At 63.4% G+C, this 24,928-nt stretch carries 23 protein-coding genes and 1 pseudogene; 7 read left to right on the forward strand and 17 right to left on the reverse strand.

All coding sequences use genetic code 11. The features are described 5' to 3' along the window. Positions 1 to 7 precede the first annotated feature (7 nt). Together HDC32_RS04180 and HDC32_RS04185 are read right to left on the reverse strand one after the other, a co-directional pair. Positions 8 to 1,405: a NarK family nitrate/nitrite MFS transporter gene (locus tag HDC32_RS04180; protein ID WP_145338838.1), complete on the reverse strand. Its 1,398-nt coding sequence runs from the start codon at positions 1,403 to 1,405 to the stop codon at positions 8 to 10. A gap of 2 nt (positions 1,406 to 1,407) precedes the next feature. After that, positions 1,408 to 2,649 carry a nitrate/nitrite transporter gene (locus HDC32_RS04185; protein WP_205885947.1) on the reverse strand — a complete coding sequence of 414 codons (1,242 nt, stop codon included), beginning with the start codon at positions 2,647 to 2,649 and terminating at the stop codon, positions 1,408 to 1,410. Positions 2,650 to 2,974: 325 nt separating this feature from the next. On the opposite strand from HDC32_RS04185, the gene HDC32_RS04190 reads away from it, so the two are divergent. The 3 genes from HDC32_RS04190 to HDC32_RS04200 all read left to right on the forward strand — a co-directional run bounded on the left by HDC32_RS04190 (position 2,975) and on the right by HDC32_RS04200 (position 6,663). Beyond that, on the forward strand, positions 2,975 to 4,777 hold the full coding sequence (locus tag HDC32_RS04190) for a HAMP domain-containing protein (protein WP_167657064.1): 1,803 nt from the start codon (positions 2,975 to 2,977) through the stop codon (positions 4,775 to 4,777). Continuing rightward, entirely contained in the window at positions 4,774 to 5,421 is a 648-nt protein-coding gene (narL, locus tag HDC32_RS04195; RefSeq protein ID WP_145338841.1) for a two-component system response regulator NarL, read from the forward strand. Before HDC32_RS04190 ends, narL begins: the two co-directional genes overlap by 4 nt. A 561-nt stretch (positions 5,422 to 5,982) precedes the next feature. Further along, a complete protein-coding gene (locus tag HDC32_RS04200; protein WP_131699959.1) occupies positions 5,983 to 6,663 on the forward strand; it encodes a Crp/Fnr family transcriptional regulator in 681 nt (226 codons plus the stop codon). Positions 6,664 to 6,774: 111 nt separating this feature from the next. Here HDC32_RS04200 and HDC32_RS04205 read toward each other — a convergent pair whose 3' ends face one another. The 8 genes from HDC32_RS04205 to HDC32_RS04240 all read right to left on the reverse strand — a co-directional run bounded on the left by HDC32_RS04205 (position 6,775) and on the right by HDC32_RS04240 (position 13,939). Further along, complete coding sequence (locus HDC32_RS04205) at positions 6,775 to 7,242, reverse strand: SCP2 domain-containing protein (RefSeq protein ID WP_131699958.1); 468 nt, start codon at positions 7,240 to 7,242, stop codon at positions 6,775 to 6,777. Then, positions 7,236 to 8,126, reverse strand: coding sequence for a U32 family peptidase (locus HDC32_RS04210; RefSeq protein ID WP_167657062.1), 891 nt, complete (start codon positions 8,124 to 8,126; stop codon positions 7,236 to 7,238). Before HDC32_RS04210 ends, HDC32_RS04205 begins: the two co-directional genes overlap by 7 nt. A gap of 10 nt (positions 8,127 to 8,136) precedes the next feature. Continuing rightward, entirely contained in the window at positions 8,137 to 9,132 is a 996-nt protein-coding gene (locus tag HDC32_RS04215; protein ID WP_131699956.1) for a peptidase U32 family protein, read from the reverse strand. A gap of 9 nt (positions 9,133 to 9,141) precedes the next feature. Further along, complete coding sequence (gene glp / locus HDC32_RS04220; protein WP_184742653.1) at positions 9,142 to 10,374, reverse strand: gephyrin-like molybdotransferase Glp; 1,233 nt, start codon at positions 10,372 to 10,374, stop codon at positions 9,142 to 9,144. After that, positions 10,371 to 10,925, reverse strand: a complete 555-nt coding sequence (gene moaB / locus HDC32_RS04225) for a molybdenum cofactor biosynthesis protein B (RefSeq protein ID WP_145338879.1) — start codon at positions 10,923 to 10,925, stop codon at positions 10,371 to 10,373. The genes glp and moaB overlap by 4 nt, the downstream gene beginning before the upstream one ends. Positions 10,926 to 11,010: 85 nt before the next feature. Then, positions 11,011 to 11,658, reverse strand: coding sequence for a pyridoxamine 5'-phosphate oxidase (gene pdxH, locus HDC32_RS04230; protein ID WP_131699953.1), 648 nt, complete (start codon positions 11,656 to 11,658; stop codon positions 11,011 to 11,013). A 649-nt stretch (positions 11,659 to 12,307) separates the two neighbouring features. After that, positions 12,308 to 12,739: a hypothetical protein gene (locus HDC32_RS04235; protein ID WP_145338880.1), complete on the reverse strand. Its 432-nt coding sequence runs from the start codon at positions 12,737 to 12,739 to the stop codon at positions 12,308 to 12,310. Between the two features lie 9 nt (positions 12,740 to 12,748). Next, the gene (locus HDC32_RS04240; RefSeq protein WP_184742655.1) at positions 12,749 to 13,939 is read right to left on the reverse strand and encodes an NnrS family protein; all 1,191 of its coding nucleotides are present in this window, start codon (positions 13,937 to 13,939) and stop codon (positions 12,749 to 12,751) included. A 251-nt stretch (positions 13,940 to 14,190) separates the two neighbouring features. On the opposite strand from HDC32_RS04240, the gene HDC32_RS04245 reads away from it, so the two are divergent. Together HDC32_RS04245 and HDC32_RS04250 are read left to right on the forward strand one after the other, a co-directional pair. After that, positions 14,191 to 14,874 carry a Crp/Fnr family transcriptional regulator gene (locus HDC32_RS04245; protein WP_053134436.1) on the forward strand — a complete coding sequence of 228 codons (684 nt, stop codon included), beginning with the start codon at positions 14,191 to 14,193 and terminating at the stop codon, positions 14,872 to 14,874. Further along, positions 14,871 to 15,062, forward strand: coding sequence for a protein DnrP (locus HDC32_RS04250; protein ID WP_090403099.1), 192 nt, complete (start codon positions 14,871 to 14,873; stop codon positions 15,060 to 15,062). Before HDC32_RS04245 ends, HDC32_RS04250 begins: the two co-directional genes overlap by 4 nt. On the opposite strand, the pseudogene HDC32_RS04255 reads toward HDC32_RS04250, so the two are convergent. The 7 genes and pseudogenes from HDC32_RS04255 to HDC32_RS04285 form a co-directional block, all read right to left on the reverse strand. Then, positions 15,056 to 16,377: pseudogene (locus HDC32_RS04255) on the reverse strand (nitric oxide reductase activation protein NorD). The gene HDC32_RS04250 and the pseudogene HDC32_RS04255 sit on opposite strands and share 7 nt — an antisense overlap. Positions 16,378 to 17,857: 1,480 nt before the next feature. After that, positions 17,858 to 19,243, reverse strand: a complete 1,386-nt coding sequence (gene hemN / locus HDC32_RS04260) for an oxygen-independent coproporphyrinogen III oxidase (protein ID WP_167656874.1) — start codon at positions 19,241 to 19,243, stop codon at positions 17,858 to 17,860. Then, positions 19,230 to 20,549 carry a coproporphyrinogen III oxidase gene (locus HDC32_RS04265; RefSeq protein WP_184742657.1) on the reverse strand — a complete coding sequence of 440 codons (1,320 nt, stop codon included), beginning with the start codon at positions 20,547 to 20,549 and terminating at the stop codon, positions 19,230 to 19,232. Before HDC32_RS04265 ends, hemN begins: the two co-directional genes overlap by 14 nt. 77 nt (positions 20,550 to 20,626) lie before the next feature. Then, on the reverse strand, positions 20,627 to 21,070 hold the full coding sequence (locus tag HDC32_RS04270) for a hypothetical protein (protein ID WP_184742659.1): 444 nt from the start codon (positions 21,068 to 21,070) through the stop codon (positions 20,627 to 20,629). Positions 21,071 to 21,165: 95 nt separating this feature from the next. Continuing rightward, positions 21,166 to 22,482: an OprD family outer membrane porin gene (locus tag HDC32_RS04275; protein WP_184742661.1), complete on the reverse strand. Its 1,317-nt coding sequence runs from the start codon at positions 22,480 to 22,482 to the stop codon at positions 21,166 to 21,168. 181 nt (positions 22,483 to 22,663) lie between these two features. Then, the gene (locus HDC32_RS04280; RefSeq protein ID WP_131699931.1) at positions 22,664 to 23,209 is read right to left on the reverse strand and encodes a putative natural product biosynthesis protein; all 546 of its coding nucleotides are present in this window, start codon (positions 23,207 to 23,209) and stop codon (positions 22,664 to 22,666) included. A 62-nt stretch (positions 23,210 to 23,271) separates the two neighbouring features. After that, positions 23,272 to 23,655, reverse strand: coding sequence for a DUF2946 domain-containing protein (locus tag HDC32_RS04285; RefSeq protein ID WP_131699930.1), 384 nt, complete (start codon positions 23,653 to 23,655; stop codon positions 23,272 to 23,274). Between the two features lie 181 nt (positions 23,656 to 23,836). On the opposite strand from HDC32_RS04285, the gene HDC32_RS04290 reads away from it, so the two are divergent. Together HDC32_RS04290 and HDC32_RS04295 are read left to right on the forward strand one after the other, a co-directional pair. Then, positions 23,837 to 24,442 carry an SCO family protein gene (locus HDC32_RS04290; RefSeq protein ID WP_131699929.1) on the forward strand — a complete coding sequence of 202 codons (606 nt, stop codon included), beginning with the start codon at positions 23,837 to 23,839 and terminating at the stop codon, positions 24,440 to 24,442. Then, positions 24,442 to 24,909 (forward strand): copper chaperone PCu(A)C, encoded by a 468-nt coding sequence (locus HDC32_RS04295; RefSeq protein WP_184742662.1) that lies wholly within the window; start codon positions 24,442 to 24,444, stop codon positions 24,907 to 24,909. The genes HDC32_RS04290 and HDC32_RS04295 overlap by 1 nt, the downstream gene beginning before the upstream one ends. Positions 24,910 to 24,928 lie beyond the last annotated feature (19 nt).

Below are 24,928 nucleotides of genomic sequence, written 5' to 3' on the forward strand. Positions count from 1 at the left end.
TGGTCGATCAGCAGGGTGTGGCGCAGCCTTTGCGGGCGTACCACCACCAGGTCACGACGATGCAGCTCAGGTAGAAACCGACAAACATGTAGAAGGCCATCGCCGGGCTGCCGGTGGCGGCCATGGACGTGCCGAAGGACTTGGGAATGAAGAACGCACCGAAGGCGCCCATGGCCGAGCTGAAGCCCAGCACGGCGGCGGATTCCTTGCCGGCATCCTTGATCGCCTGCTCGCGCTCGGCGGCGGATTTACCGGCACTGGCCTTCTCGTGCTGGGTGCGGAAGATCACCGGGATCATGCGGAAGGTGGAGCCGTTGCCGACGCCGGTGGTGATGAACAGCAGCATGAACATGCCGAGGAAACCGTAGAAGCTGCCGCCCTGCCCGTTCACCGGCAAAAAGTGCAGCACGCCGAACACCATCACGATCATCAGCACGAAGTTCCACAAGGTCACCCGTGCGCCGCCCATTTTGTCCGCCAGCCAGCCGCCGAGTGGGCGCACCAGGGCACCGACCAGTGGGCCGAGGAAGGCGAATTTCAGTGCCACCACGTCAGGGAACGAGGTCTTGATCAGCAGCGGGAACGCCGCCGAAAAGCCGATGAATGAGCCGAAAGTCGCCAGGTACAACCAGCACATCAGCCAGTTGTGCTTGCGCTTGAAGATCACCGCCTGCTCGCTGAACGAAGCACGGGCGCTGGACAGGTCATTCATGCCGAACCAGGCCGCCACGGTGACGGTGAGGATAAACGGCACCCAGATAAAACCGGCGTTCTGCAGCCACAGTTGACTGCCATCCGGCAAGGTTTGCGGTTGACCGCCCACCAGGCCGAACACGCCGAACGTGATTACCAGCGGGACGCAGAACTGCATCACCGACACCCCCAGGTTGCCGAGGCCGGCGTTCAGGCCCAGGGCCGTGCCTTGCTGCGACTTGGGGTAGAAGAAGCTGATGTTGGACATGCTCGAGGCGAAGTTGCCGCCGCCGAAACCGCACAGCAGCGCGATCAGTACAAACACGCTGTAGGGTGTGTTGGGGTCTTGCACCGCAAAGCCCATCCACAGCGACGGCAGCAGCAGCGACGCGGTGCTCAGGGCGGTCCAGCGGCGGCCGCCGAAGATCGGCACCATGAACGAGTAGAACACCCGCAAGGTGGCACCGGACAAGCCAGGCAACGCTGCCAGCCAGAACAGCTGGTCGGTGGTGAACGTAAAGCCGATGGCGTTCAGGCGCACGATCACCGTGCTCCACACCATCCACACGGCGAAGGCCAGCAACAGCGCAGGGATCGAGATCCACAGGTTGCGGGTCGCGGTCTTCTTGCCGCTGGCGCCCCAAAACGCAGGGTCTTCAGGGCGCCAGTCGTGGATCACCGGCCCCGAGCCGGGCTTTTGCGCGATGGACATGTTCATTCTCCTTGGAGAGGTTGGGCGGTTTTGCCCAACAGCGGTTGCTTGCGCATTTCGCCGAAGTACATCCAGGTCAGGGACACCCAGACCACGCCGTACATCAACATGAAGCAGGACGAGCGCACGCCGGTGAGGTCCACCAGGGCGCCAAACAGGATCGGCAGCACAAAGCCGCCCAGGCCACCGGCCAGGCCGACGATGCCGGACACCGCGCCCATGTTCTGTGGGTAGTCATTGGCGATGTACTTGAACACCGAGGCCTTGCCGAACGCGAAGGCGATGCCCATCACGAACAGCAGCACGGTGAACAGGGTGGCGTTGAGGCCGATGTGGAAATCCAGGGGACCGTTGACGGTCTGCACCTGCAATTGGGTCTGCGGGTAGCTGAGCAGGAACAGGCAGATCCAGCTCACCCACAGCACCCACCAGGTCACGCTCTGGGCGCCCCAGCGGTCGGACATCCAGCCGCCCACCGCACGCAGCACGCCGCCCGGCAGGGAGAAACACGCGGCCAGCAACGCGGCGCTTTGCAGGCTGAAGCCGTATTCCTGCACGTAGTACTTGGTCATCCACAGCGCCAGGGCCACATAGCCGCCGAACACAATCGAGTAGTACTGGCAGTAGCGCCACACGGCCGGGTCTTTCAGGCACAGCAACTGCTGGCGCAGGGTGGCGCCGCCGGCACTGCGGTGCGCCTTGTTCTCGCTGGTAAGGAACCAGAACAGCAGCGCGGTGATAAACAGGATCGCGCCGAACACCTTGGGCACCAGGTGCCAGGTGCCGAGGGCGATCAGCGCCGGGGCCAGAAACTTGGTGACGGCGGCGCCCGCGTTGCCGGCGCCGAACACGCCCATGGCAAAGCCCTGGTTCTCTTTGTCGAACCACTTGGCGACGTAAGCGATGCCCACCGAAAACGAACCGCCGGCCAGGCCGACGAACAGGCCCAGCACCAGGAACTGCCAATAGGCGGTGGCGTAGGTGATCAGGTACAGCGGCAGCACACAGGCGAGCATCAACAGGAAGAACACGATGCGCCCGCCGAAGCGATCAGTCAGCAGGCCCAGGGGCAAGCGCACCAGGGAACCGGTCAACACCGGCGTGGCGGCCAACAGGCCGAACTGGGTTTCGTTGAGTTGCAACAGCTCTTTGATGGGTACGCCCAACACGGCGAACATCATCCACACCATAAAGCAGACGGTGAAGGCCAGGGTGCTCATGCCCAGCACCAGGCCCTGTCTCATACGGGGTTGAGTCACGGTATGCGCTCCAGAAAGTGATTTCATGGGCGCAGGTTAGGGGCGGCACCCCCGTGGAACTTGACCCAGATCAACGTCCGCCTGGGGGGTATGGGGCTATGCTGGCCCCACATACCTCTAAGGAGGTAGTCCCAATAACAAGAGAAAGTCTTTATTTATCAATGGATTGGTCTCTTGTGCCGGTATTTTCCCGTGGGAGGGTTGGCCGGCAATTCTTTAGAGGTAGTGCGCCAGGGATTGCGGTTTTTCAGCCCTTTTCCCTTTGCAGGTGCCGCCATGCAGGCTTCCAACCCCCTTCACTTACGCCACCATGTTTAACTGGCTGCGCAGCTCCCTGCCCGCTCGCGCCGGGCTGGCGGTGATCCTGATCGCCATCCTCGCCCTCGCCAGTTCCTTGAGCGCCGGCTTGATCGCCTGGTTCAGCCAGGGCGACGCGGCCGCCATCAACACCGCCGGTTCGGTGCGCATGGAGACCTACCACCTCAGCTGGAAACTCGCCGCCGGTGCCCCGGCCGACGAGATCGACACCATCATCCACAGCCTGCAAGGGCGCCTCGACAGCCAATCGCTCAAGGCGGTGCTCGAAGACGGCCCGCGCAGCGCCCTGCTCCAGAGCTACCAACAGATCCAGCAGCGCTGGAACGATGACCTGCACCCGGCCCTGGCACGCGGCGATGCGGTGCTGTTCCAGGCCAGCGCGCCAGGTTTTGTCGATCAACTCAACCAGTTCGTCAGCCTGTTGCAGCAACAGAGCGAACAGAAACAAGGCTGGCAGCAGGGTATCCAGGGGCTGGCACTGTTCAGCACGCTGATCATCCTGCTGATCGGCCTGTATGAATTGCAGTACGGCGTGGTCAACCCCCTGGAAGAACTGGTGCACGCGACCCGGCGCTTTCGTGACGGCGACTTCAAGACCCGGGTCAACCACCGCTCCGAAGACGAGTTGGGGCAACTGGCCCTGAGCTTCAACGCCATGGCCGAGACCATTGAACAATCCCACAGCACCCTGGAGAGCCAGGTGCGGCAGAAAACCCTCAACCTGCAACAAGCCAACGCCGCCCTCGAACTGCTCTACCAGAGCAGCCGCAGCCTGGCCACGCGCCTGGCGAATGCCGAGGGCCTGGATGAATTGATCCGGCGCTTCCAGAAACGCCTGCCGGGGCTGCGCCTGTCGCTGTGCCTGCAAGGGCACTTCCTCGCGCCGGCCCAGCAGATGCTCTCGCTGCATGGTGGGGATAGCCGCAACGTCTGCGCCATCGGTGATTGCGCGACGTGCCAGAAACACAAAGTGGCGCTCCCGCAGGTGTTCAGCATCAGCAACCAGGGCTCGGAACTGGGCGAACTCAAGGCCCACTTCGACGATGGACATCCCCCCCAGGATTGGGAAAAACAACTGATCCAGGCCCTGGCCAACCTGATCGGCACCTCGCTGTCGCTCAAGCGCCAGCGTGAACAGGACCACCGCCTGCTGCTGCTCGACGAACGCACCATCATCGCCCGCGAACTGCACGATTCCCTGGCCCAGGCGCTGTCGTACATGAAGCTGCAAGTCAGCCGCATGCAAACCCTGATCCGCCGTGGCGAACCGGTGGAGACCCTGGCCACCGTCACGGCCGAACTGCGCGAGGGGCTGAACAACGCCTACCGCCAACTGCGCGAATTGCTCACCACGTTCCGCCTGCAAATCCACGATGCCGGGCTGGTGCAGGAACTGCAGGACACCGCCGAGGAGTTTTCGCGGCGTGGCGAATTCCAGGTGCACCTGCATGTGGACGCCCTGGCCTTCCAGCTGTCGGCCAGTGAACAGATCCACATGTTGCAAATCACCCGCGAGGCGCTGTCCAACTGCCTGCGCCATGCCCATGCGCAAAACGCCTGGCTGCAACTGCGCCAAGAGGGCGAGACCGTGAGCCTGAGCATCGAAGACGACGGCCGTGGCTTTTGCGAAGAGGTCGACAGACGTGAACACCACGGCCTGACCATCATGGACGAGCGCGCCCGCAGCCTGCACGGCCACCTCGACATCAGCCCCCGCGAGCCCCAAGGCACGCGGGTGCAACTGCGCTTTCACCCGGAATTTCTCGGGCAACCCCTACAAGGCACCCACGCATGAACACAGCCACTCGCCACCGTATCCTGCTGGTCGACGACCACCCGATGATGCGCCACGGCATGCGCCAGATGCTTGAACTGGAAGACGACCTGCACGTGGTCGGCGAAGCCGGCAACGGCCAGGAAGCCCTGGACCAGATCGACGCGCTGCAACCGGACCTGGTGCTGCTGGACAACAACATGCCGCACATGAACGGCCTCGAAACCCTGCGCCGCCTGCGGGCCATGAACTATGGCGGCAAGGTGTTGCTGTTTACCGTGTCCGACGCTGAAGACGATATTCGTGATGCGTTGCGGCTGGATGCCAATGGCTATCTGCTCAAGGACATGGAGCCGGAACTGGTAGTGACGTACATCCGTGATGCGTTGCATGGCGCGCTGGTGATCAGCCCCGGGTTGACGCGGGTGCTGGCCCAGGCGCTGCGCTCGCCGCAACCCCATGCGGCGGTGGAGTTGACCGAGCGGGAACGGCAGGTGCTGAGGACGATTGCCAGTGGGTACAGCAACAAGGTGATCGGGCATAAGTTGGGGATTACCGAAGGGACGGTGAAGGTGCATGTGAAGAATTTGCTGCATAAGTTGGGGTTGCGGTCGCGGGTGGAGGCGGCGGTTTGGGCGATGGAGCATTTGCGGCAGGCGGGGTGAGGTTTTTGGGGGGATTGAGTACATATCCGTTATTTAGGTAACGGCGGCTTAGGGTTCCGCCCTTACGGCGGGTCACTTTTGGAAAAGAGCCCCAAAAGTAACCAAAAGGGCTCTTGCCCCAACACTCGGCACCTCGCCTAGGCTCGGTGTGCCCTCACTCCGGCTTGAATCCGTGGGCCGCCGTCATGGGCCATCCTTGGCCCAGGACGGCTAACCCGGCGTCCTGCCGGGTTACCCACGGATTCAAGCCTGCGTTCGGCCAGCGTGTTTGACGGGGCGCCCAGGATCAAGATCAAAAGCCAGAGCAAAAACAGAGCAAAAGCAGAGCAAAAGCAGAGCAAAAGCAGACCGAGGCCCATCTGATATATGGAGATCCAAATGTGGGAGGGGGCCTTGCCCCCGATAGCGCCGGGTCAGTTAAAAAATAAGTGACTGACACTCCCTCATCGGGGGCAAGCCCCCTCTCACATTTTTCACACAAACCCCGCAAGAGGTACCCCCACAGAGGCATATCAACCCCGCGCCAAGCCCCCTACGCTACCCCATTGCGGAGGCCCAAACATGCTCACCCATCCCCACATCGTCCTGACCCTGCGTCGCCATCACCTGTTCAGCCAGCTCCCGGAAAAAACCTTCCAGGACGTCTGCACCCTGGCCAATCTCAAGCGCCTGCCCGGCCATGCGCCCTTGATGCATCAGGGCGACGCGGCTGAGCGTTTTTTCCTGCTGGTCAGCGGCCAGATCAAGTTGCATCGGGTCACGGGTGAAGGCCAGGAACACCTGGTGGAAGTCATCCAGCCCGGCCAGACCTTTGCCGAAGCGCTGCTGTTCACCCAGGCCAAGGCCTATCCGGTGAGCGCCACAGCGCTCAAAGACAGCGTGCTGGTCAGCATCGAAGGCCAGCACTACCGCCGGGCCCTGGAAGACCAGCCGAAAATTTGCCTGGCAATCCTCGCCAGCATGAGCATCCACCTGCACCAACGCCTCAAGGACATCGACACCCTGACCCTGGCCAACGCCAGCCGCCGGGTGATCAACTTCCTGTTCCAGGAGCGCGATGCGCTGAGTGGCGAGGTGGTGCTGCAAGTGCCCAAGCGCCTGGTGGCGTCGAAGCTGGGGATCCAGCCGGAGACCTTTTCAAGGATCCTGCACCGGCTGGTGGAAGGCGGGTTGATCGAGGTGCAGCGGCGCACCATTCGGATCGTGTGCGAAGAACAGTTGATGGGTTACCAGGCTGGTTGATTCAGTGCCCCCGATGGCGTCGGGTCAGTTAGCAAATAAGTGACTGACACGCCCTCATCGGGGGCAAGCCCCCTCCCATATTTTTGACCGAGTCCGGCCCAAACAAACCGATCAAACCACCACCCCCCGCCCCGCCCGCTCCAAGTTCCGCCACAACCAAGGCGGCAACACATCCGGGTCCAAACTGTCGATCAAATTCTTCAACCCCAACCCCAACTCCGTATCCCCCTCAATCACCAACCGGCGCCGAAAGAACAACGTATCCGGATCTTCCTGCCGGCTGGCGAGCAACAAGAACTCCCGCCAGTTGCCACTGATGCTTACCTGCGCCTCGGCCTTTTGCGCAATCCGCAACCCGTCCCGCGCCAAGGTCAGGTACCAGCACAACCCCAGGTCAGGAATACGCAAACACATCCAACGCCCACGCAGCAGGTCAAACCCACCGTCGCGCAGGGGCTCGGCCAGGCAGCGGTTGAGGGCTTGCTGCAAGGCCAGGCGCTGCACGCCAAACGGCACGCGGCGGATCAACGGCAACAACCGGTCGGCCCCCTTGAGCAGCCATTGTTTACGACTCAACACAGCCCCACCTCCTCAACCCGCAACATACCCGCCTGGCCGTGCCAGTAGCCGTTGCAGCCATCGACATACAGCGGCGGCGTGGCGCCCTGGCGCACGTGGTCGAAGGCGCGCACCACCTCGACCATGCCTTCGGCCCGGGGGCTCAGGCGCAACAGGTTCGCACCACAGGACACCAGGCCGGGGTAATCGGCCAGCAGGTTGGTAACGTCGGCCGACATGGTCTGAATGCCATTCAAGGTGAACAACGCCTGCCCTTCCTGGCTGGTCAGCGCCATGCCGTCGGGGTAGTTGATGCAGCAGAACTGGCAGTCGTCCTTGGGGCGGTTCTCTGCACGGGCGGTGAAGCAACGCGCCGAGTAGGCCAGGGGCAAATGGCCGTAGGCGAATATCTCCACTTCGGGCAATGGCCGGCCCAATTCGCGCACCTGTTCCAGCACGTCGCCGATCAGGCCCTGGGAGCATTCCACCGGCGGCACCCAGCGTTGCATGCCCGCGTCGAGCAGTTGCACCAGCGCGTGACCGTTGTAGAGGTTGAGCGCCGGGCCGCCGACAAAGGGCAGTTTGCGCTCAATCAGCATCTGCACCGCGCCCATGTCATTGGCCTCCACCAGCAACTCGCCGTTGTCACACAGGCGGCGCAGGCTCGAGAGTTCGGAGGCGGCTTCGATCAGGGTCAGGCTCGACAACACGATCTGCGCCGAGCTGTAGGTTTGCAGCTCCCGGCCCAGACCCAACCAATGGTCCAGGGAAAACGCGCGGCGTTTGGCGCACACGGTTTCGCCCAGGTAAATCACGTCCAGAGGCAAGCCGGCCATGTCCGAGTAAAAGCGCCCCAGGTGTTCCTTATCCCAATAAAACAGCACCGGTCCCAGGCTGAGTTTCATCTGTGTCTCCTCACTGCCATGCACGATGGTAGGCGCCGAGTGTGGTCTGGCTGCCTTCGGATAACCCGGCCAGCACCTGGCGCCATTGGTCCTTGACCACAAAGCTGGCCGGCGCGCTGCGGTGGGCGTCGAGCGCGGCGCGCCAGACCCGGGTGACTTGTTCCACATACGCCGGGCTGCGTTGCCGGCCTTCAATCTTGACCGCTTCGACACCGATGGCGCTGAGCTCCGGCACCAGGTCGAGGGTGTCGAGGCTGGTGGGTTCTTCAAGGGCATGGAAGCGCTTGCCGCCGACCAGGAAGCGGCCCTTGCACAGGGTCGGATAGCCGGCGGGTTCGTCGGGCGTGTAGCGGTCGATCAGCACGTCGCTCAGGCGCGCGCTCAAGCCCTCGGCATCTTCGCTCCAGCGTACCGCCTTGGCCGGCGAGCACACGCCGCACAGGTTGGGCGACTCGCCGGTGATGTAGGAAGACAAGTGGCAACGCCCCTCGGCCATGATGCACAGGCTGCCAAAACCGAACACTTCGATGGGCACCGGGCTGCTCGCCGCCACCTGTTTGACCTGGGCCAGGGACAGCACACGGGGCAATACCGCGCGGCGAATGCCGTAGCGCTCGGCATAGAACTTCAGCGCCGCCGCGTGGGTGGCCGACCCCTGTACCGACAGGTGCAAGGCCATGTGCGGATGCTGGCGACTGGCGTAGTCAAGCACGCCGGGGTCGGCGGCGATCAGGGCGTCCACGCCGTGGTCCGCCGCGCGGTCGACGGCGCGTTGCCAGCGTGCCCAGATCTTCGGTTGCGGGTAAGTATTGACCGCCACGTACAGCTTGCGCTGGTGCTGGCGAATAAAGGCGACGGCACCGTCGAACTGTTTGTCGTCCATGTTCAACCCGGCGAAATGCCGGGCATTGGTGTCATCGCGAAAACCGACATACACCGCATCGGCGCCTTGGCGCACGGCGGCTTTGAGCGCAGGCAGGTTGCCTGCCGGGCAGACCAGTTGCATGGGGGCTCCTCAGAGAAATTCAGCGAAAGACACAAACGGCACCGGTTCATCCTTGAGCACCTGATGCTCACGCTCGACGATCACCAGGCCATCGGCCCAACAGGCGGCGGTCAGCATCGCCGAGCTTTGCTGGGGGTGCAGCACGGCGCGCAGTTGCCCGTCTTCGCCGGGGCTCAGGCGTGCGCGCAGGTACTGGCGGCGCTTATTGGGTTTGAGCCATTCAAACGCGGCCGGCACCTGGATCGGCACCGGCAGCACCCGCTCCATACCTTGGGCGCGCAGCAGGAACGGACGCACCACCACCAACGCGGTGATCAGCGCCGCCGACGGGTTACCGGGCAGGCCCAGCCACGGTTTGCCCGCCACTTCGCCAAACGCCAGGGGCTTGCCGGGCTGAATCGCCAGCCGCCAGAAGTCCACGCGGCCGAGTTCTTCGATGACCTGCTTGAGATGGTCCTCCTCCCCCACCGACACACCCGCAGAGGTCAGCAACAGGTCGCACTCGGATGAGGCCAGGGCCAGCGCATCACGGCTGGCGGCCAGTTCATCCGCCATCACGCCGTAGTCGTGCACGTCCACGCCCCAGCCACGCAATAACGCGGCCAGGGCATAGCGGTTGCTGTTGTAGATCTGCCCCGGCACCAGCGCCTCGCCCGGATCACGCAGCTCGTTGCCGCTGCTGAGCAGGCACACCCGCAGCGGGCGATAGACTTTCAACCGAGGGATGCCGGCCGAGGCGAGCAAGCCGATGTCCTGGGCGCGCAGGCGCTTGCCGACGGCAATCAGGGTCTGCCCGCGCTGCAGCTCTTCACCCTGCTTGCGCACATGTTCGCCGAGACGTACCGGCGGGCACCAGATGCGCTGGCCGTACAGGCGGCAACGCTCCTGGGGCACCACCGTGTCAGCACCAGGCGGTAGCGGCGCACCGGTAAAGATGCGCACGGCCTGCCCGGCCTGCACGCTCACCTTGCTGTGCTGCCCCGCCGCAATGCGCCCGGCGAGCATCAGGTAGCCGCCTTCGGCCGGCACGTCCTCGGCGCGCAGGGCGTAGCCGTCCATGGCGCTGTTGTCGAAACCGGGCAAATCCAGGGGAGAGAACAACTCTTCAGCGACCACTCGCCCCAGCGCCTGCTCCAGGCCAATCACCTGGGTGCTCGGCGGTGGCGGCGCCTGGGCCAGCAGCGTGGCGATGGCCTCGTCCACCGGCATCAGGTGGCCGCTGTCACACACCGAGGCACTCATGAACGCGACTCGCAGGCTTGCAGGATTTGCTCGGGCTGGGGCTTGAGGTGCGGCACGAAATTGCACGGGCCGGTGCGGCTGTCCAACTGCCCCGCCAGGATCTGGTCCCAGCCGGTGCGACACGCGCCCGGCGAGCCCGGCATGCAGCACACCAGCACGCCGTTGCTGATGCCGGCCAACGCGCGGGACTGCAAGGTGGAGGTGCCGATCTCGGCCAGGGACACCTGGCGGAACAGCTCACCGAAGCCTTCGACATGTTTGTCCAGCAACGGCAACACCGCCTGTGGCGTGTTGTCACGGGCAGTGAAACCGGTGCCGCCGGTCATCAGCACCACTTGCACCTCGGGGTCGGCGATCCACAGCGAGACTTGCGCACGAATCTGGTAGACGTCGTCGATCACCAGGCCACGGTCGATGAGCACATGCCCGGCACTTTCGAGGCGGTCCACCAGGGTCTGGCCGGAGGTGTCGGTGTCGAGGGTACGGGTGTCACTGATGGTCAGCACGGCGATGTTCAGGGGCACGAAAGTGCGTTGTTTCAAATGGGCCATGATCAAGGCTCCAGGCGTGAAGAAAGTTGCCGTCAGCCTGCGCCGCAACGGGCGCAGGGCCTATTCCTCCAAGGAGGTATCTCGTTCAGGGGGCCAGGCGCGTGCGCTGCCACGTGCCGGCATGCAGGCGGTAGTCGAGACGGTCATGCAGACGGTCGGGCCGGCCCTGCCAGAACTCGATGCGCTGCGGTTGCAGGCGGTAGCCGCCCCAATGCTCGGGCCGCGGCGGTTGCTGCCCGGCGAAACGCTCGGTGACGTCACGCAGGCGGCTTTCCAACTCGCTGCGATGGCTAAGGGGCTGGCTTTGCGGCGAGGCCCAGGCACCCAATTGACTGGCAGCCGGGCGCGCATCGAAATAATCGTCCGACAACTGCGCCTCCGCCCGCACCACCGGGCCTTCGATACGCACCTGACGCTCCAGCCCCGGCCAGAAAAACGTCATGGCCGCATGAGGGTTGCTCGCCAACTCCTCGCCCTTGGCACTCTGGTAATGCCCAAAAAAGAAAAAGCCCTCGGCACTGAACCCCTTGAGCAGCAGGATGCGGCAATGCGCATGGCCCTGGCTGTCCACGGTGGCCAGCGCCATGCTATTGGCCTCCGCCGGAGGCACCTCGGTTTTACGCGCCTGATCCAGCCACTGGCCGAACAGCACCAAGGGATCGTCCTGCACCAAGTCATCACGCAGGCCATAAAGGGTGTAGTTGCGGCGCAATTGCGCAAGAGACAGGGGCATGACGCGGTCCTCCAGAAAGTTCGCCACAGTGTGGGAACTACCGCGCCGTTATCCCTTGACCACGATCAACATTCGCCCGTGGCATGACGCCGCATGTGATTGCTTGAGGTGTGGGGGGCTACACAACGGATCGCGTTGCTGTTGCTGTTGCTCTGGCTCTGGCTCTGGCTCTGGCTCTGGCTCTGGCTCTGGCTCTGGCTTTTGATCTTGATCCTAGGCGCCCCGTCAAACACGCTGGCCGAACGCAGGCTTGAATCCGTGGGTAACCCGGCAGGACGCCGGGTTAGCCGTCCTGGGCCAAGGATGGCCCATGACGGCGGCCCACGGATTCAAGCCGGAGTGAGGGCACACCGAGCCTAAGCGAGGTGCCGAGTGTTGGGGCAAGAGCCCTTTTGGTTACTTTTGGGGCTCTTTTCCAAAAGTGACCCGCTGTAAGAGCGGAACCCTAAGTGGCCGTTACCGCAGCAACGGATATGCACTCGGCCCACCCCAAAAAAATGGTCGACCCGAAGGACGCCATCAGGAGCAAGTCGAATCGTCGCACCGCCCCTCCCACATTTGATCTCTATACATCAGATACCTATCAGCCTGCCCTGAATCTCGCTCCATTACCGCAGCAACACCTGCGCGACCACATCCGCCTGCCTGATCAACGCAACATCAGCTTGGCCACGATCACGATCACGACCATATGCCCCAGGATGCTGCGACGAATCCACGTCGCACGCCTCGGGCTCAAGCGCTGGTGACTCAGCAGGTACGCCAGCCACAGGTAATGGCCGATGATGCTCAGGGCCAGCAGGATTTTCAGGCTCAGCAGCGCCGCGAAATGGCTGGCCCAAGGTACCGCCAACAGCCCGCGATAGTGCCAGGCCAGGCCGATGCCCGCGCCGTACAGCAACACCACCACGCCGTGCAGTACCTGGCGCGAACGCCGTGCAATGGCGTGGTCGGAGGTGAACTGCGCGGACCAGGCCAGTTCCTCACGGGCTCTGTGCCAGATCACCACTTCGAAAAACAGCGTGCCGATAAACGCAATCGCCGCCAGCAGATGCACGATCAACAAGGTGGAATAAAGCATGACGTCCTCCTAGCCTGGATGCCCATCGACCCGTGCCTGCCACAGCATCGGGCCATACCGCCACAGGTACAGGCCGAGCCCGACGGTCCAGCACACACCCGCCAGCCACAACGCGGCCATCGGCAACAGCAGTACCAGCACCACCCGGCACACACATGCCAGGTTCAGCAGCCCAAAGGCCAGGGTCATCCCTGCGGGCGGCTGCAACGGGCGGCCGGTGTGGCCCAGACTGACGCGGGCGATCATCGCCAGGATCAGTCCGGCCATGGCGCCGATGGTCAATGCATGCACGGCCAGGCTGGGATTGAGGGGCGCGCCGAAGTGCCACAGCGCCATGCCCAGGCAGGCCACAGCGAGCCAGGCGTACGCCAGGTGCAACGACCAGAGCAACGGCACCCGCCACAGCCCGCGATCATGCCAGCGCACCAGGCGCAATAAGTGCCCCAGTCCAAGGGCGGCGAACAGCAGGCCGATCCCTGGGTTGGCGGCCAGCGCAGGCCCGGCGGCATACAGCACGGCGACCAGCAGCGAAGCCCCGAGCAACGCCCGGTCCAGCCATGGCCAGGGTTTGACCGCCTCGACCCGGCCCAGACCGCGCTGGGTGAAAAACGGAATCACCCGCCCGCCGATCAAGCCCATCATCGCCGCCACCAGCCACAGGCCGGTGAGCACCGCCTGGCGTTGCAGGCCTGGGTCATTGCGCAGCAAGCCATACAGCGACAGCGCATCGGCCACGGTCAGCAGCGCCAGCACCAGCACGATCGGGTAGTTGCGCTTCTGGCGTACCTGCCACAGGGTCCAGCCCATCACGCCGGCCACGGCCAGGGGGAAGGTCAGCTCCAGCACCGCCAGCAGCGGCCAGTGCAGGTTGAACAGCCACCCCAGGCGCGCGGCCAGCCACACACCGGCAAGCAGCGCCAGGGCATTGCCGCTGATGCCTGGGCGGCCGGTCCAGGTCTGCACTGCCGTGAGCAGGAAGCCGGCGATGATCGCCAGGCAAAAGCCGAACAGCAGTTCATGCCGATGCCAGGCCAGCCAGCCGCCGGCGGGTTGCCAGGTGCCGAGGTGCCCGCCCAGGGCCAGCAGCCACAAGGGGATTGCCAGCGCCGCCAATACACAGGCGCCGAGGAAGAATGGCCGGAAGGCCAGGCGAAACAACGGGGTAATCGACATTGCCTTGCGCCGATCGAGCACTTGCATAACACGGTCTCCCTTCAGGACTGCGGCAATCTTGCGCCGATGGGCGTGCATTGCCCTTGTCGTAGATCAAGTCGCTATCGGGGGCAAGGGATTACCCTCGCGCCTATATCCACACCGCACCCCGGAGCCATGATGAAAAACGCCTATGTCCCCCTCGCCTGGTTTGTGATTCTCGGCTCCATGCTGGCCGCCGCCAGCGGGCTTTCGCTGGTGTTGGTGTGAACGCCCCGCTGCTGTTCAAGGAACCGGGCATGGTGCTGCATCGCGTGCACCACCAGATCCTGCGCAGCCATCACCTGTTCGAACCGCTGAACGACGAAGAACTCAACGAGCTGATGGGCAACAGCCAGTTGCTGAGTATCGACAAGGGCGAGCCGCTGTTCCGCCAAGGCGAACCGGCCGATGCGTTTTACTTCGTGATTGCCGGTGCGGTGAAGATCTACCGCTTGACCCCCGACGGCCAGGAGAAGGTCTTCGAAGTGATCGGCGAGCGCCAGACCTTCGCCGAAGCCATGATGCTGATGGACACTCCCAACTACGTGGCCTGCGCCGAAGCGGTGTGCCCCACCCAGTTGTACCGTTTGTCCAACGCCACCTACATGCGCCTGCTGCACAGCAACAGCCGCCTGACCTTCGCCCTGCTCGGCACGTTGTGCGTGCGCTTGCACCAGCGGGTCAACGAGATCGAAACCCTGTCACTGAAAAACGCCACCCACCGCGTGGTGCGCTACCTGCTGACCCAACTGATGCGCCTGCACAGCACCGACGCCACGTTCGAACTGCCCATGGCCAAGCAGTTGATTGCCGGGCACCTGTCGATCCAGCCGGAGACCTTTTCGCGGATTATCCGGCGCCTGATCGATGAAAAGATCATCACCCAGGACGGGCGCCAGATCGCCATTCTGGACCGGCTGCGCCTGGAGCAATTCGAGTGAAAACCTGCCTGTACTGCCAACAGCGCAATGCCGACAAGCATGAGCAGTGCACGGATTGCGGCATGGCCCTGCCCGCCTCGGACGCCGGCGTACAGGCCCTTCGCTTGCGGCGCTTCCAGTGGTTCTGCCTGAGCCTGACGCTGTTTTGCATCGCGATGTTCTTCTGGTTGCCGCGCGACTTCTACTGACCCTCGGTCAGTTGCCGGTACAGCTGGGGCAACCGCAGCGGCAACTGCTCCGGTTGACGGATCAGGGTGTAGCCATGAGCACCGAACATGTAGGGCAAGTAGTCCCCGGCCTGTTTGTCGATGGTGATGCAGAACGGAATCAGGCCCTGGCGCCGCGCCTCGACCACTGCCTGACGGGTGTCTTCAACCCCGTAGCGGCCCTCATACAGATCCAGGTCATTGGGTTTGCCATCAGTCAGTAGCAACAACAACTTGCGCCGCTGTTTGCACGCCCCCAGCAGGTGGGTGGCTTGGCGAATAGCGGCGCCCATGCGCGTGTAGTAACCCGGTTTGAGCGCCTGGATACAGCCACGCGTGCGGTCGTCATAGGCTTGCTCGAACGTCTTGAGCTGTTGCAGGCGCACCTGATGGCGGCGCAGGGACGAGAAGCCATACAGCGCAAACGCATCTCCCAACCCGGCCAGGCTTTCACCAAACAGCAACAGGCTGTCGCGGATCACGTCGATGACCTTTTGCTCGTCGTTCAAATGCGCGTCGGTGGACATCGACAGGTCCGCCAGCAGCAGGCATGCCAGGTCTCGTCGTGTGTGACGCTGCTCCTGGTACAAGCCGCGTTCGGTGCAGGCGCCGTGTTGGCGTTGCACGTGGAAATCCACCCAGGCTTGCAGGTCCAGTTCCGCGCCTTGAGGTTGCTGGCGCAGCCATTGGCGGTCGGTGCGCAGTTGCTGGAATTGACGGCGCAGGCGCTGGGCCGGGCCGAGTAATCGGGCCGGTAACGGTTGCGGTGCATCGGCACGTGGCTGCATCAGTTGCAGATTGACGAAACCAGGTTGCAGGCATTGTTGGCGGTAGTCCCACTCGGGCAGCTTGATGCCCTCGCCGAGGGGGATGTCATCGACGTCGGCGGGCGGCAGGTCCAGGTGCAGCGTTGGTTGTCCCGGGCCCAATGGGTCATGGGGCCTGCATGGGCGGCCAACAGCGCCAGCCAGCGGTACAACTCCAGGTTCAACGCGACGGTGGGGTACACCGCCAGGCTCGACGGCAGGCGCAGACGATTGCCATCGCAGGAGGCCGCGTGCTTGCAGGTGCCGGCGATGCGCATCAACAGGTTGCGGCGCAGCAGCAGGTCGCGTTCGCTGGAGGCTTCGAGGGCGATCCCGCTGGCACCACCCAAGGCGCGGAACAATACGGCCAGGCTGTGCTGGCGGTCGACCAGATCGACCCGCGCGTGCGGAAAATCGACGCTGGCGCGTCGGGCAATAAAGCGGTGCCAGGCACTGCCGACCCACTCTTCCAATTCAAGGGTAAAGGCCATGGGATGGGCTCCAATTGTTTGATATTTGACAGGCACACTGCAGTCCAAATGTGGGAGGGGGCTTGCCCCCGATAGCGCCGGGTCAGTTAAAAAATAAGTGACTGACACTCCCTCATCGGGAGCAAGCCCCCTCCCACATTTTGATCGCGGTTGGCAGGTAGAAAGTGGCCCGGCTATAGATCTCGGGAGCACCGCTGATCCCTGTGGGAGATGTCGAGCTTTAGCGAGGCTTCGATAGCGGCGGCACAGTTGATAGAGGTGCTGGCTGACCCACCGCTATCGGGAGCAAGTCGAATCGTCGCACCGCCCCTCCCACATTTTGATCGCGGCTGGCAGGTAGAAAGTGACCCGGCTATAGATCTCGAGAGCACTGCGGGTCCCCCTGTGGGAGATGTCGAGCTTTAGCGAGGCTTCGATGACGGCGGCACAGTTGATAGAGGTGCTGGCTGACCCACTGCTATCGGGAGCAAGCCCCCTCCCACATTTTGATCGCGGCTGGCAGGTAGAAAGTGGCCCGGCTATAGATCTCGAGAGCACCGCGGGTCCCCTGTGGGAGATGTCGAGCTTTAGCGAGGCTTCGATGACGGCGGCACAGTTGATAGAGGTGCTGGCTGACCCACCGCTATCGGGAGCAAGCCCCCTCCCACATTTTGATCGCAGTTGGCAGGTAGAAAGTGGCCCGGCTATATATCTCGAGAGCACCGCGGGTCCCCTGTGGGAGATGTCGAGCTTTAGCGAGGCTTCGATGGCGGCGGCACAGTTGATAGAGGTGCTGGCTGACCCACTGCTATCGGGAGCAAGTCGAATCGTCGCACCGCCCCTCCCACATTTGATCGTGGTTGGCAGGTAGAAAGTGACCCGGCTATAGATCTCGAGAGCACCGCGGGTCCCCTGTGGGAGATGTCGAGCTTTAGCGAGGCTTCGATGGCGGTGGCACAGTTGATAGAGGTGCTGGCTGACCCACCGCTATCGGGAGCAAGCCCCCTCCCACATTTTGATCGCAGTTGGCAGGTAGAAAGTGACCCGGCTATATATCTCGAGAACACCGCGGGTCCCCTGTGGGAGATGTCGAGCTTTAGCGAGGCTTCGATGGCGGTGGCACAGTTGATAGAGGTGCTGGCTGCCCCACCGCTATCGGGAGCAAGCTCCCTCCCACATTTTGATCGCAGTTGGCAGGTAGAAAGTGACCAGGCTATAGATCTCGGGAGCACCGCGGGTCCCCTGTGGGAGATGTCGAGCTTTAGCGAGGCTTCGATGGCGGCGGCACAGTTGATAGAGGTGCTGGCTGACCCACCGCTATCGGGAGCAAGCCCCCTCCCACATTTTGATCGCAGTTGGCAGGTAGAAAGTGGCCCGGCTATGGATCTCGGGACCACCGCGGGTCCCTGTGGGAGATGTCGAGCTCTAGCGAGGCTTCGATGGCGGTGGCCGGGTTGGTAGAGGTGTTGGCTGACACACTGCTACCGGGCTGCGTGGTGGGTCAGACGGTGCGGGAGAATTGGCCTTTGTGTGCGCCGCCCAGGTAAGCGTCGAAGGCCATGGCCACGCTGCGCACCATCAGTTGACCTTTGGGCAGCAGTTGCAGCGCGTCGTCCTGGACCAGCAACAGCCCGTCCGCCACTTGCTCGTCCAACTGCGTCAACGCTTGGGCAAAATAGTCGTTGAAACGAATGCCATGGGCCGCTTCGACCTGGGCGACATCGACGCGGCCGTCGCACATCAGGCCATTGATCACCTCGCGACGCAGTACGTCGTCGGGGTTGAGCCGGTAACCGCGTTGCACCGGCAGCATGCCCGCATCGATGCGCGCATAGTACTGGGACAGCTCCTTGACGCTCTGGCTGTAGCTGTCGCCGACCTTGCCGATGGCCGACACGCCCAGGCCAATCAGGTCGCAATCGGCATGGGTGGAGTAACCCTGAAAGTTGCGTTGCAGGCTGCCATTGACGCGGGCCAGTGCCAGTTCATCGTCGGGCAGGGCGAAATGGTCCATGCCGATGTAGACATACCCGGCCTCGGTAAGACGGCGGATAGTCAGTTCCAGCAGTTCCAGCTTGCGTGCCGGGGGTGGCATGTCTTCGGGGCGGATCATGCGCTGGGCGCGGATCTGGCTTGGCAGGTGCGCGTAGCTGTAGGCGGCCACCCGGTCGGGGCGCAGGGCAATCAGCTTGCTCAGGGTCACGTCGAAGCTGGCCACGGTTTGCAGGGGCAGGCCGTAGATCAGGTCGACACTCACCGATTTGAAGCGGGCCTCGCGGGCCGCGGCCACCAGTTGCAGGATCTGCGCTTCGCTTTGCACGCGATTCACGGCGGCCTGTACGTCGGGGTCGAAGTCCTGCACGCCGAAGCTCAGGCGATTGAAGCCCAGCCGGCGCAGGGTGTTGATGCGCTCGACGCTGATGGTGCGCGGGTCGACCTCGATGGAGAACTCATGGGCGTCGCTGTCATCCAGGCTGAAGTTGTCCGCCAGGCAGGCCATCAGTTCGGCCAGTTGCGCATCGTCCAGATAGGTCGGTGTGCCGCCGCCCAGGTGCAATTGGGTCAGGCGTCGCGAGCGCTCGAACAGCGCGCCCTGCATCTGGATCTCGCGCTTGAGGTACGCCACATACTCGACGGCGCGATGGGTCTTGCGGGTGATGATCTTGTGGCAGCCGCAGTAGTAGCAAAGGCTCTGGCAGAACGGAATGTGGATGTACACCGACAACGCCTTGGGCGCGGCGAGTTGGTGACTGGCGCGCACGGCCTGGTGATAGTCGTCCAGGGCAAACGCGCTGTTGAACTGCGGCGCGGTCGGGTATGAGGTGTAGCGCGGCCCCGGGCGGTCGTATTTGTGCACCAGGGCACGGTCGAATTCAAACGCCGTCATGGTCGATCACCTCGTCGTTGGCGCTGACGGGCGTGGCGAGCGCCGCCCGTTCGAACAATGCGCAGATGGCATCCACCTGGGGCAGGCCCGCGGGCAGCAGCCAGATAAACGTAGGCGACAACTCGAGCAGCCCGTCGCGGTGCAAGGCCTCCAGCAGCGGCCAGAGGTTGGCGAAATAACGCCTGAATACCAGGCCGTAACGCCGCTCCACCGCCTGGATATTCAGTTCCAGGTCACAGGCCAGGCGTTCGGCGACATGCAGGCGCACCGGGTCGGCCGCCTCGCGAAACCAGCCTCGGCACGTGGCCGGTTGACCACTGGCCAACTGCTCACGGTAGTGCGGCAGGACCGCCGTGTTCTGCGCACACAATGTGTCGATCTGGCTGATGGCGCCCAGACCAAAGCCGATGTGGTCGCAATAACCGTGCAGGGTAAAGCCTTCGCAGTTACGGCTGAGGCGACCGCGCTCCTGGGCCTGTTTGAGGTCATCATCGGCGCGGGCGAACTGCCCCAGGCCGATGTAGTGATACCCCGCGGCGGCCAGGCGCTCAAAGCCGCTGCGGCGCATCGCGCTCTTATCCGCCGCGCTGCAAAACGCCTGAGGTTGTCGGCCCTGGTAACGCACCGGTGGCTGGGCGTAATCGAACAGTTGCAGGCGGTCGGGCTCCAGGGCAATCAGGCTGGCCAGTTTCAGCTCGAAACTGGCCGGCGTCTGCCAGGCATGGCCGTAGCCGAGGTCGATGTTCACCGAGCGAAAGCCGAAGGTACGCGCCGCATCCACCAGCGACTCGATGGGCGCCGGGTCCTGGTACCGCGCCTGGCACAGCGGGTCATCGCGGCGGGCGTCCGGCACGCCGATGCTGGCGTGGTTGAACCCCTGTTCGCGCAGCAGGCCCAGGGTCGCCCAGTCCATGTGCCAGGGGTCGAGGTCGATACGGTAGTCGCCACGGTCGTGGTCGAAAAAGTTGAAGCGGCTGTGCAGGTGTTCCAGCAACGTGCGCACCTGCTCGATCGTCGGCGTTGTGCCGCGCAGGTGAAAGTGTTCGACCGGTTGGCGCGGGCCGAGCTGGCAGCCGATCAACTGGATTTCCTGGGCGAGGCTGTGCAGGTAGTCGGTGCCGGCGTCAGCTGCCGGCCAATGCAGGTTCAACGCCAGGGGCCGCTGGCGCTGGCGGCTGTCGCGCAGGGCGCGCAGCAGGTCGAGGGAACCGACGCCGGCATGGAAGCGGCGCGTGTCCGTCTGGCAGGCCAGGTCCAACACGCCCTGATCCTGACGAAAGCGGGTGGGATGAATATGGGTGCGCATGACGGACTCCGGAGCGGGCGGCGGTGGTCCATTGTCCGGTGCGACCGCTGCGCGCACCTTGATGTGCATCAAGGTCGTTACCAGCTCAGGTAAAACATGCCCTTGGCCAGCAGCACAATGGCGACCATGTGCGCGAACAGGCTCAGGTGAATGAAGCGGCTGTAGCGCGCACTGACCTTGCCCCAGCGCATCCGCGCCATGGTGACCAGAAAGTGCAGCAGCACACTGGCGGCCAGGATCAACTTGAGGCCCAGCAACGTGCCGAACGAGGACGCCAAAGGTGCCGACAACGCCGGCAGGTAACGCAGCCAGACCATGCCGAGCCCGGCGCCGAACAGCACCAGCAACACCCACGGCATCAACACCCGAGCCCGTCGGGCGACACCCTGCTCCACCTGCACCATCACCCGAATCGGCAAGTGCTGGTGCAGGTGCCCCAGGATCAGTACTTCGAAGAACACCGTGCCGATAAAAATCAACGCGGCGAACAGATGGGCCAATAACAACAGGAGGTAGAGCATGGGAGCCTCGCGGAGGGACCGGCCGTCGGGAGTCCAGTGTGCGGGCTGGCGCACGGGGCGGCCTTGATGCCGATCAAGCGTTGCTCCTGCCTGGCTTACAGCAACGGCAGGCTGTAGCTGACGATCAGCCGCGTCTCATCCTTGTCGGCGGTGTCATTGCCGCGCAGCACAGCGCTGCGCCAAGTCAGGCCCAGGCCCTTGAACGTACCCGTGGGGATCACGTAGTCGACACGCAAATCGCGCTCCCACTCGCTGTTGTCGCGGCGCGCCGCACGGATGTTGCTGCCGTGGATATAGGTCACGCTCGACTTCAGGCCCGGAATGCCCAGGCCGGTAAAGTCATAGGTGTAGTTACCCACCGTGGCCTGTTCGCCGGCGTTGACGAACTTCAGCGACTGGGCATTGGTGATCAGGTACAGCGAACGACCCTGGCCCTGGTTGATGTGGGGGAAGTCACTTTCACCGGTGGTTTTCTGATACCCCAGGCCAACGGAATGCCCGTACACGCCATAGGTCAACATCGCGCTCCACAGGCGGTTGTCGACCTTGCCCGAGTTGACGCCGGGCGCGTAATACCCGGAACTCACATAGCCTTCACCGCGCCCGGCGGCGCTGCCGTTCTTGCCGTCGGCGGTGCTGTAGAAGTAACGCAGATCGGTCTTGAGCTGCCCCACCGGCAACTGCCAGTTGTGCACCAGGCCGAAAAAATGTTGTTGGTAGAAATTCTCCAGGGTCGCGTAGTAGTACTGCACTTGCAGTTGCTTGCTCAGGGCGTAATCCACCCCGCCGTAGTAGAACTGATTGCTGAACGTGCCCTTGGCCGGGTCGTTGGCACCGGCGATCGACATGCCCTGGCCGTTGCTGGAGTTACGGTCGAGCACCTGCTCCATTTTGCCGGCGATCAGGTTGAAGTCCTTAAGGTCCTTGGAGTCGACCTGATAGCCACGGAACGTCTGCGGCAACAAGCGGCCGTCTTCGGACATCAGCACCGGCATCTTCGGCACCAAGGTGCCGACCTTGAGCTGGGTTTTTGAGATGCGCACCTTGCCGGTGGCGCCGGTCTTGCTGAAGTCATTGGCAGCCTTGCCATCGGACAACGGGAAGACGCTGCCGGGGGTGTTGCCTTCACCGACCTTGCCGGCGCGCCCAGAGGCGTCCAGGCGCAGGCCATACAGCGCTTGCAGGTCCAGGCCGAAGCCCACCAGGCCATCGGTGAAACCGGACTGGTAGTTGAACATGAAGGCCTGGCCCCACTCCTTGTCCGACGGCGCCCTGGTGTTACGGGTGTCCTGGTTGTAATAGAAATTGCGCAGGTCGAGGGTGGCTTTGCTGTCATCGATAAAACCCGATGCAGCCGCCTGCTGCGCGGCGCCGAGGGAGACGGCGAGCGCCAGGCACGTGGTGTGTTTCATGAAGGCTCCGTGAAGTGATTGAGGCGACCCCGTTACAGCCCAACCCTGTTGTTTGTCGGTCGGGTGGTGCTGCACTCAACGGGTGCGCGCACGGTATAGCCTTGGGCCTTGGGGAAACAGCCGCTGAAACCGTCAATCACTTTTGCGGTTTACGTAACAATCCCGATCCACTGTGCAGCGCTCAAGGCACCGGCAACCAGCCCTGGAATACACCTGAGGAGGCGAGCGGACACCAGGCAAAATCCCATTCCGTGACAGGGAGTGCCTGTTGTTCAGCGGCGAGAATGCGCGCGCCCTTCCAATCGAACACCGTCAAGCCTTGCCAGGCCAGGACCACCCCCTGGGCCTGGCTGTCATCCGTACTGATCCAACGCGCCGCCGCGGCGGCCATGAAGGTTTCGATGGGTTCTTCATCAATCCGCCCGCGATACGGCGACGCCAGCAGCCAACGGCACACGTTCAGGTGCCAGGTCCAGTCCTGGGCCGGCTGGTTGCGATAGGCCCAGGTCATGAAGCTGCGAAACAGGTTCAGGCCTTCGGGCGGGTCGAGCTTGAGCAGCGTCGGACAGATGTCGAACACGGTGTGCCAATACGGCAACAGGCGTGCATCCAGGTGCACAAAGCAGCGGGCATTGCTTGGGTAGTCCGGCCGTGCCGGTTCCACGCGCGGGCGACGGGACGCCTGGCTGACCAGGCGGCTGGCGCCTGCAGGCAAGTGATGGTTCATAAAGCGCACTCACAGTCGTGACGATAGAACGCCCCCTGGTCACAGGAGGCCCAAGGCACACGTCAGAATGCGGGAGAGGCGCGGGGGTTGGCCGAGGGCCAGGAATAACGCGGCGGCGCCTTGTTGCGCCGCTCATGGGCCGGGCGTGGGGTTTGCCCCAGGCCCAGCAACCAGGCCAGGCCGATCAGGAACACCAGCGCGACGGTCACCGCGTTGCACACCGGGCAGGCAAAGTAGTTCGAGATGTTACTGGAAGACGGCGCGCCCAGCCCTTTGTCGGAAAGTGGCGCCTGTTTGCCGTCCACCGCGCAGAACGCGCCACCGATCCCATTGAGCTGTTGGCCCATCATCTGGCCATGGCCCAAACCGCACACGAACAGGTTCATCAGCACGCAGAAGTACAGGGTCCAGACGATCAGGGAACGGTCGGGGCGGCTCGATTTCATGGCGGCGACTCTACCACCAGCGCCGCAAAAGGATGAAATTCGGTGTGCCCCTGTGGCAGAACGTCGCAGATTACGCGGGCTGGCCAGGGTTGGTAGACTTGGCGCCCTCCTCGTTTACTCCTATTCAAAGCCTGCCGAGTTGATTTCGCGCAATGCGGGCGTTTCACAGGATGCACCGTTGATGAGTACGTTATTCACCCGCCGCAAGGTCCTGACCGGCATGGGCCTGTTGGGTCTGGGCCTGCTGGCCGGTTGTGACAACAGCCCCAGATTGAACTTCAAGTACGGCAAGGACTTGAGCGACAAGATCATGGGCCGCACCTTCAAGCTCAAGAACACCGAGGGCGACACCGTCACCCTCAGTTCCTACCGTGGCCTGATGCCGGTGGTGTTCTTCGGTTTCACCCAGTGCCCGGCCGTGTGCCCGACCACCCTCGCCCGCGCCGCCCAGGCCAAGAAGCTGATGGGCCGTGACGGCGAGATCATGCAGGTGATCTTTATCACCCTGGACCCGGAACGCGACACGCCGGAGATTCTCGACAAGTACGTCAAGGCCTTCGACCCCAGCTTTGAAGCGCTGTACGGCACCCCGGAAGAAATCGCCGTGGCCGCCAAGGAATTCGGGATCTTTTATGAAAAGATCCCCGCCGGCGACACCTACACCCTGTCCCATACGGCCACCAGTTTTGTCTTCGACACCCGTGGCAACCTGCGCCTGGGTTTGCAGGCATCCCTTACCGCTAAAGAGTGCGCAGAAGACCTGCTCACCGTCATGGAGGTCTGCTAATGACTGCCGTTCAACACCTCAAGCGCTTCTCCTTTGGCCTGACCCTGCTGGGCCTCGCCGCCCACGCCAGTGCCCAGGTGCAAGTGACCGACGCCTGGGTGCGCGCCTCGGTGCCGGGCCAACCGTCCAGCGGCGCGTTCATGACCGTGACCGCCGACAGCGACAGCAAGCTGCTCAGCGTGGCCTCACCGGTGGCCAAGGACGTGCAGATCCATGAGATGAGCATGAAGGACGACGTGATGCGCATGGGCCCGGTGGACTCGGTGGCCCTGCCGGCGGGCAAGGCGGTCAAGCTTGACCCGGACGGTTACCACGTGATGCTGATGGGCCTGACCGGTCAGATCAAGGAAGGCGACCAGGTGCCGCTGACCCTGACGGTGCAGGACGCCAAGGGCGAGAAGCAGACCGTTGAGGTCCAGGCCAAGGCGCGTGGGCTGGATGGCATGGACCATAGCAAGATGCATTGATGGGCTCGCCGGGGTCCAC

It is taken from the genome of Pseudomonas sp. JAI120 (genome assembly GCF_014207255.1).
Taxonomy (GTDB): domain Bacteria; phylum Pseudomonadota; class Gammaproteobacteria; order Pseudomonadales; family Pseudomonadaceae; genus Aquipseudomonas.

What these genes read in the sequence shown, in the direction of transcription:
- glp (WP_184742653.1), bottom strand. Translation starts at nt 10,374, where the DNA reads ATGAGTGCCTCGGTGTGTGACAGCGGCCACCTGATGCCGGTGGACGAG.
- moaB (WP_145338879.1), bottom strand. Translation starts at nt 10,925, where the DNA reads ATGGCCCATTTGAAACAACGCACTTTCGTGCCCCTGAACATCGCCGTG.
- HDC32_RS04285 (WP_131699930.1), bottom strand. Translation starts at nt 23,655, where the DNA reads ATGAAATCGAGCCGCCCCGACCGTTCCCTGATCGTCTGGACCCTGTAC.
- HDC32_RS04190 (WP_167657064.1), top strand. Translation starts at nt 2,975, where the DNA reads ATGTTTAACTGGCTGCGCAGCTCCCTGCCCGCTCGCGCCGGGCTGGCG.
- HDC32_RS04275 (WP_184742661.1), bottom strand. Translation starts at nt 22,482, where the DNA reads ATGAAACACACCACGTGCCTGGCGCTCGCCGTCTCCCTCGGCGCCGCG.
- HDC32_RS04200 (WP_131699959.1), top strand. Translation starts at nt 5,983, where the DNA reads ATGCTCACCCATCCCCACATCGTCCTGACCCTGCGTCGCCATCACCTG.
- HDC32_RS04210 (WP_167657062.1), bottom strand. Translation starts at nt 8,126, where the DNA reads ATGAAACTCAGCCTGGGACCGGTGCTGTTTTATTGGGATAAGGAACAC.
- HDC32_RS04280 (WP_131699931.1), bottom strand. Translation starts at nt 23,209, where the DNA reads ATGAACCATCACTTGCCTGCAGGCGCCAGCCGCCTGGTCAGCCAGGCG.
- pdxH (WP_131699953.1), bottom strand. Translation starts at nt 11,658, where the DNA reads ATGCCCCTGTCTCTTGCGCAATTGCGCCGCAACTACACCCTTTATGGC.
- HDC32_RS04290 (WP_131699929.1), top strand. Translation starts at nt 23,837, where the DNA reads ATGAGTACGTTATTCACCCGCCGCAAGGTCCTGACCGGCATGGGCCTG.
- HDC32_RS04180 (WP_145338838.1), bottom strand. Translation starts at nt 1,405, where the DNA reads ATGTCCATCGCGCAAAAGCCCGGCTCGGGGCCGGTGATCCACGACTGG.
- HDC32_RS04245 (WP_053134436.1), top strand. Translation starts at nt 14,191, where the DNA reads ATGGTGCTGCATCGCGTGCACCACCAGATCCTGCGCAGCCATCACCTG.
- HDC32_RS04240 (WP_184742655.1), bottom strand. Translation starts at nt 13,939, where the DNA reads ATGCAAGTGCTCGATCGGCGCAAGGCAATGTCGATTACCCCGTTGTTT.
- HDC32_RS04295 (WP_184742662.1), top strand. Translation starts at nt 24,442, where the DNA reads ATGACTGCCGTTCAACACCTCAAGCGCTTCTCCTTTGGCCTGACCCTG.
- hemN (WP_167656874.1), bottom strand. Translation starts at nt 19,243, where the DNA reads ATGACGGCGTTTGAATTCGACCGTGCCCTGGTGCACAAATACGACCGC.
- HDC32_RS04265 (WP_184742657.1), bottom strand. Translation starts at nt 20,549, where the DNA reads ATGCGCACCCATATTCATCCCACCCGCTTTCGTCAGGATCAGGGCGTG.
- HDC32_RS04235 (WP_145338880.1), bottom strand. Translation starts at nt 12,739, where the DNA reads ATGCTTTATTCCACCTTGTTGATCGTGCATCTGCTGGCGGCGATTGCG.
- HDC32_RS04185 (WP_205885947.1), bottom strand. Translation starts at nt 2,649, where the DNA reads ATGAGACAGGGCCTGGTGCTGGGCATGAGCACCCTGGCCTTCACCGTC.
- narL (WP_145338841.1), top strand. Translation starts at nt 4,774, where the DNA reads ATGAACACAGCCACTCGCCACCGTATCCTGCTGGTCGACGACCACCCG.
- HDC32_RS04215 (WP_131699956.1), bottom strand. Translation starts at nt 9,132, where the DNA reads ATGCAACTGGTCTGCCCGGCAGGCAACCTGCCTGCGCTCAAAGCCGCC.
- HDC32_RS04270 (WP_184742659.1), bottom strand. Translation starts at nt 21,070, where the DNA reads ATGCTCTACCTCCTGTTGTTATTGGCCCATCTGTTCGCCGCGTTGATT.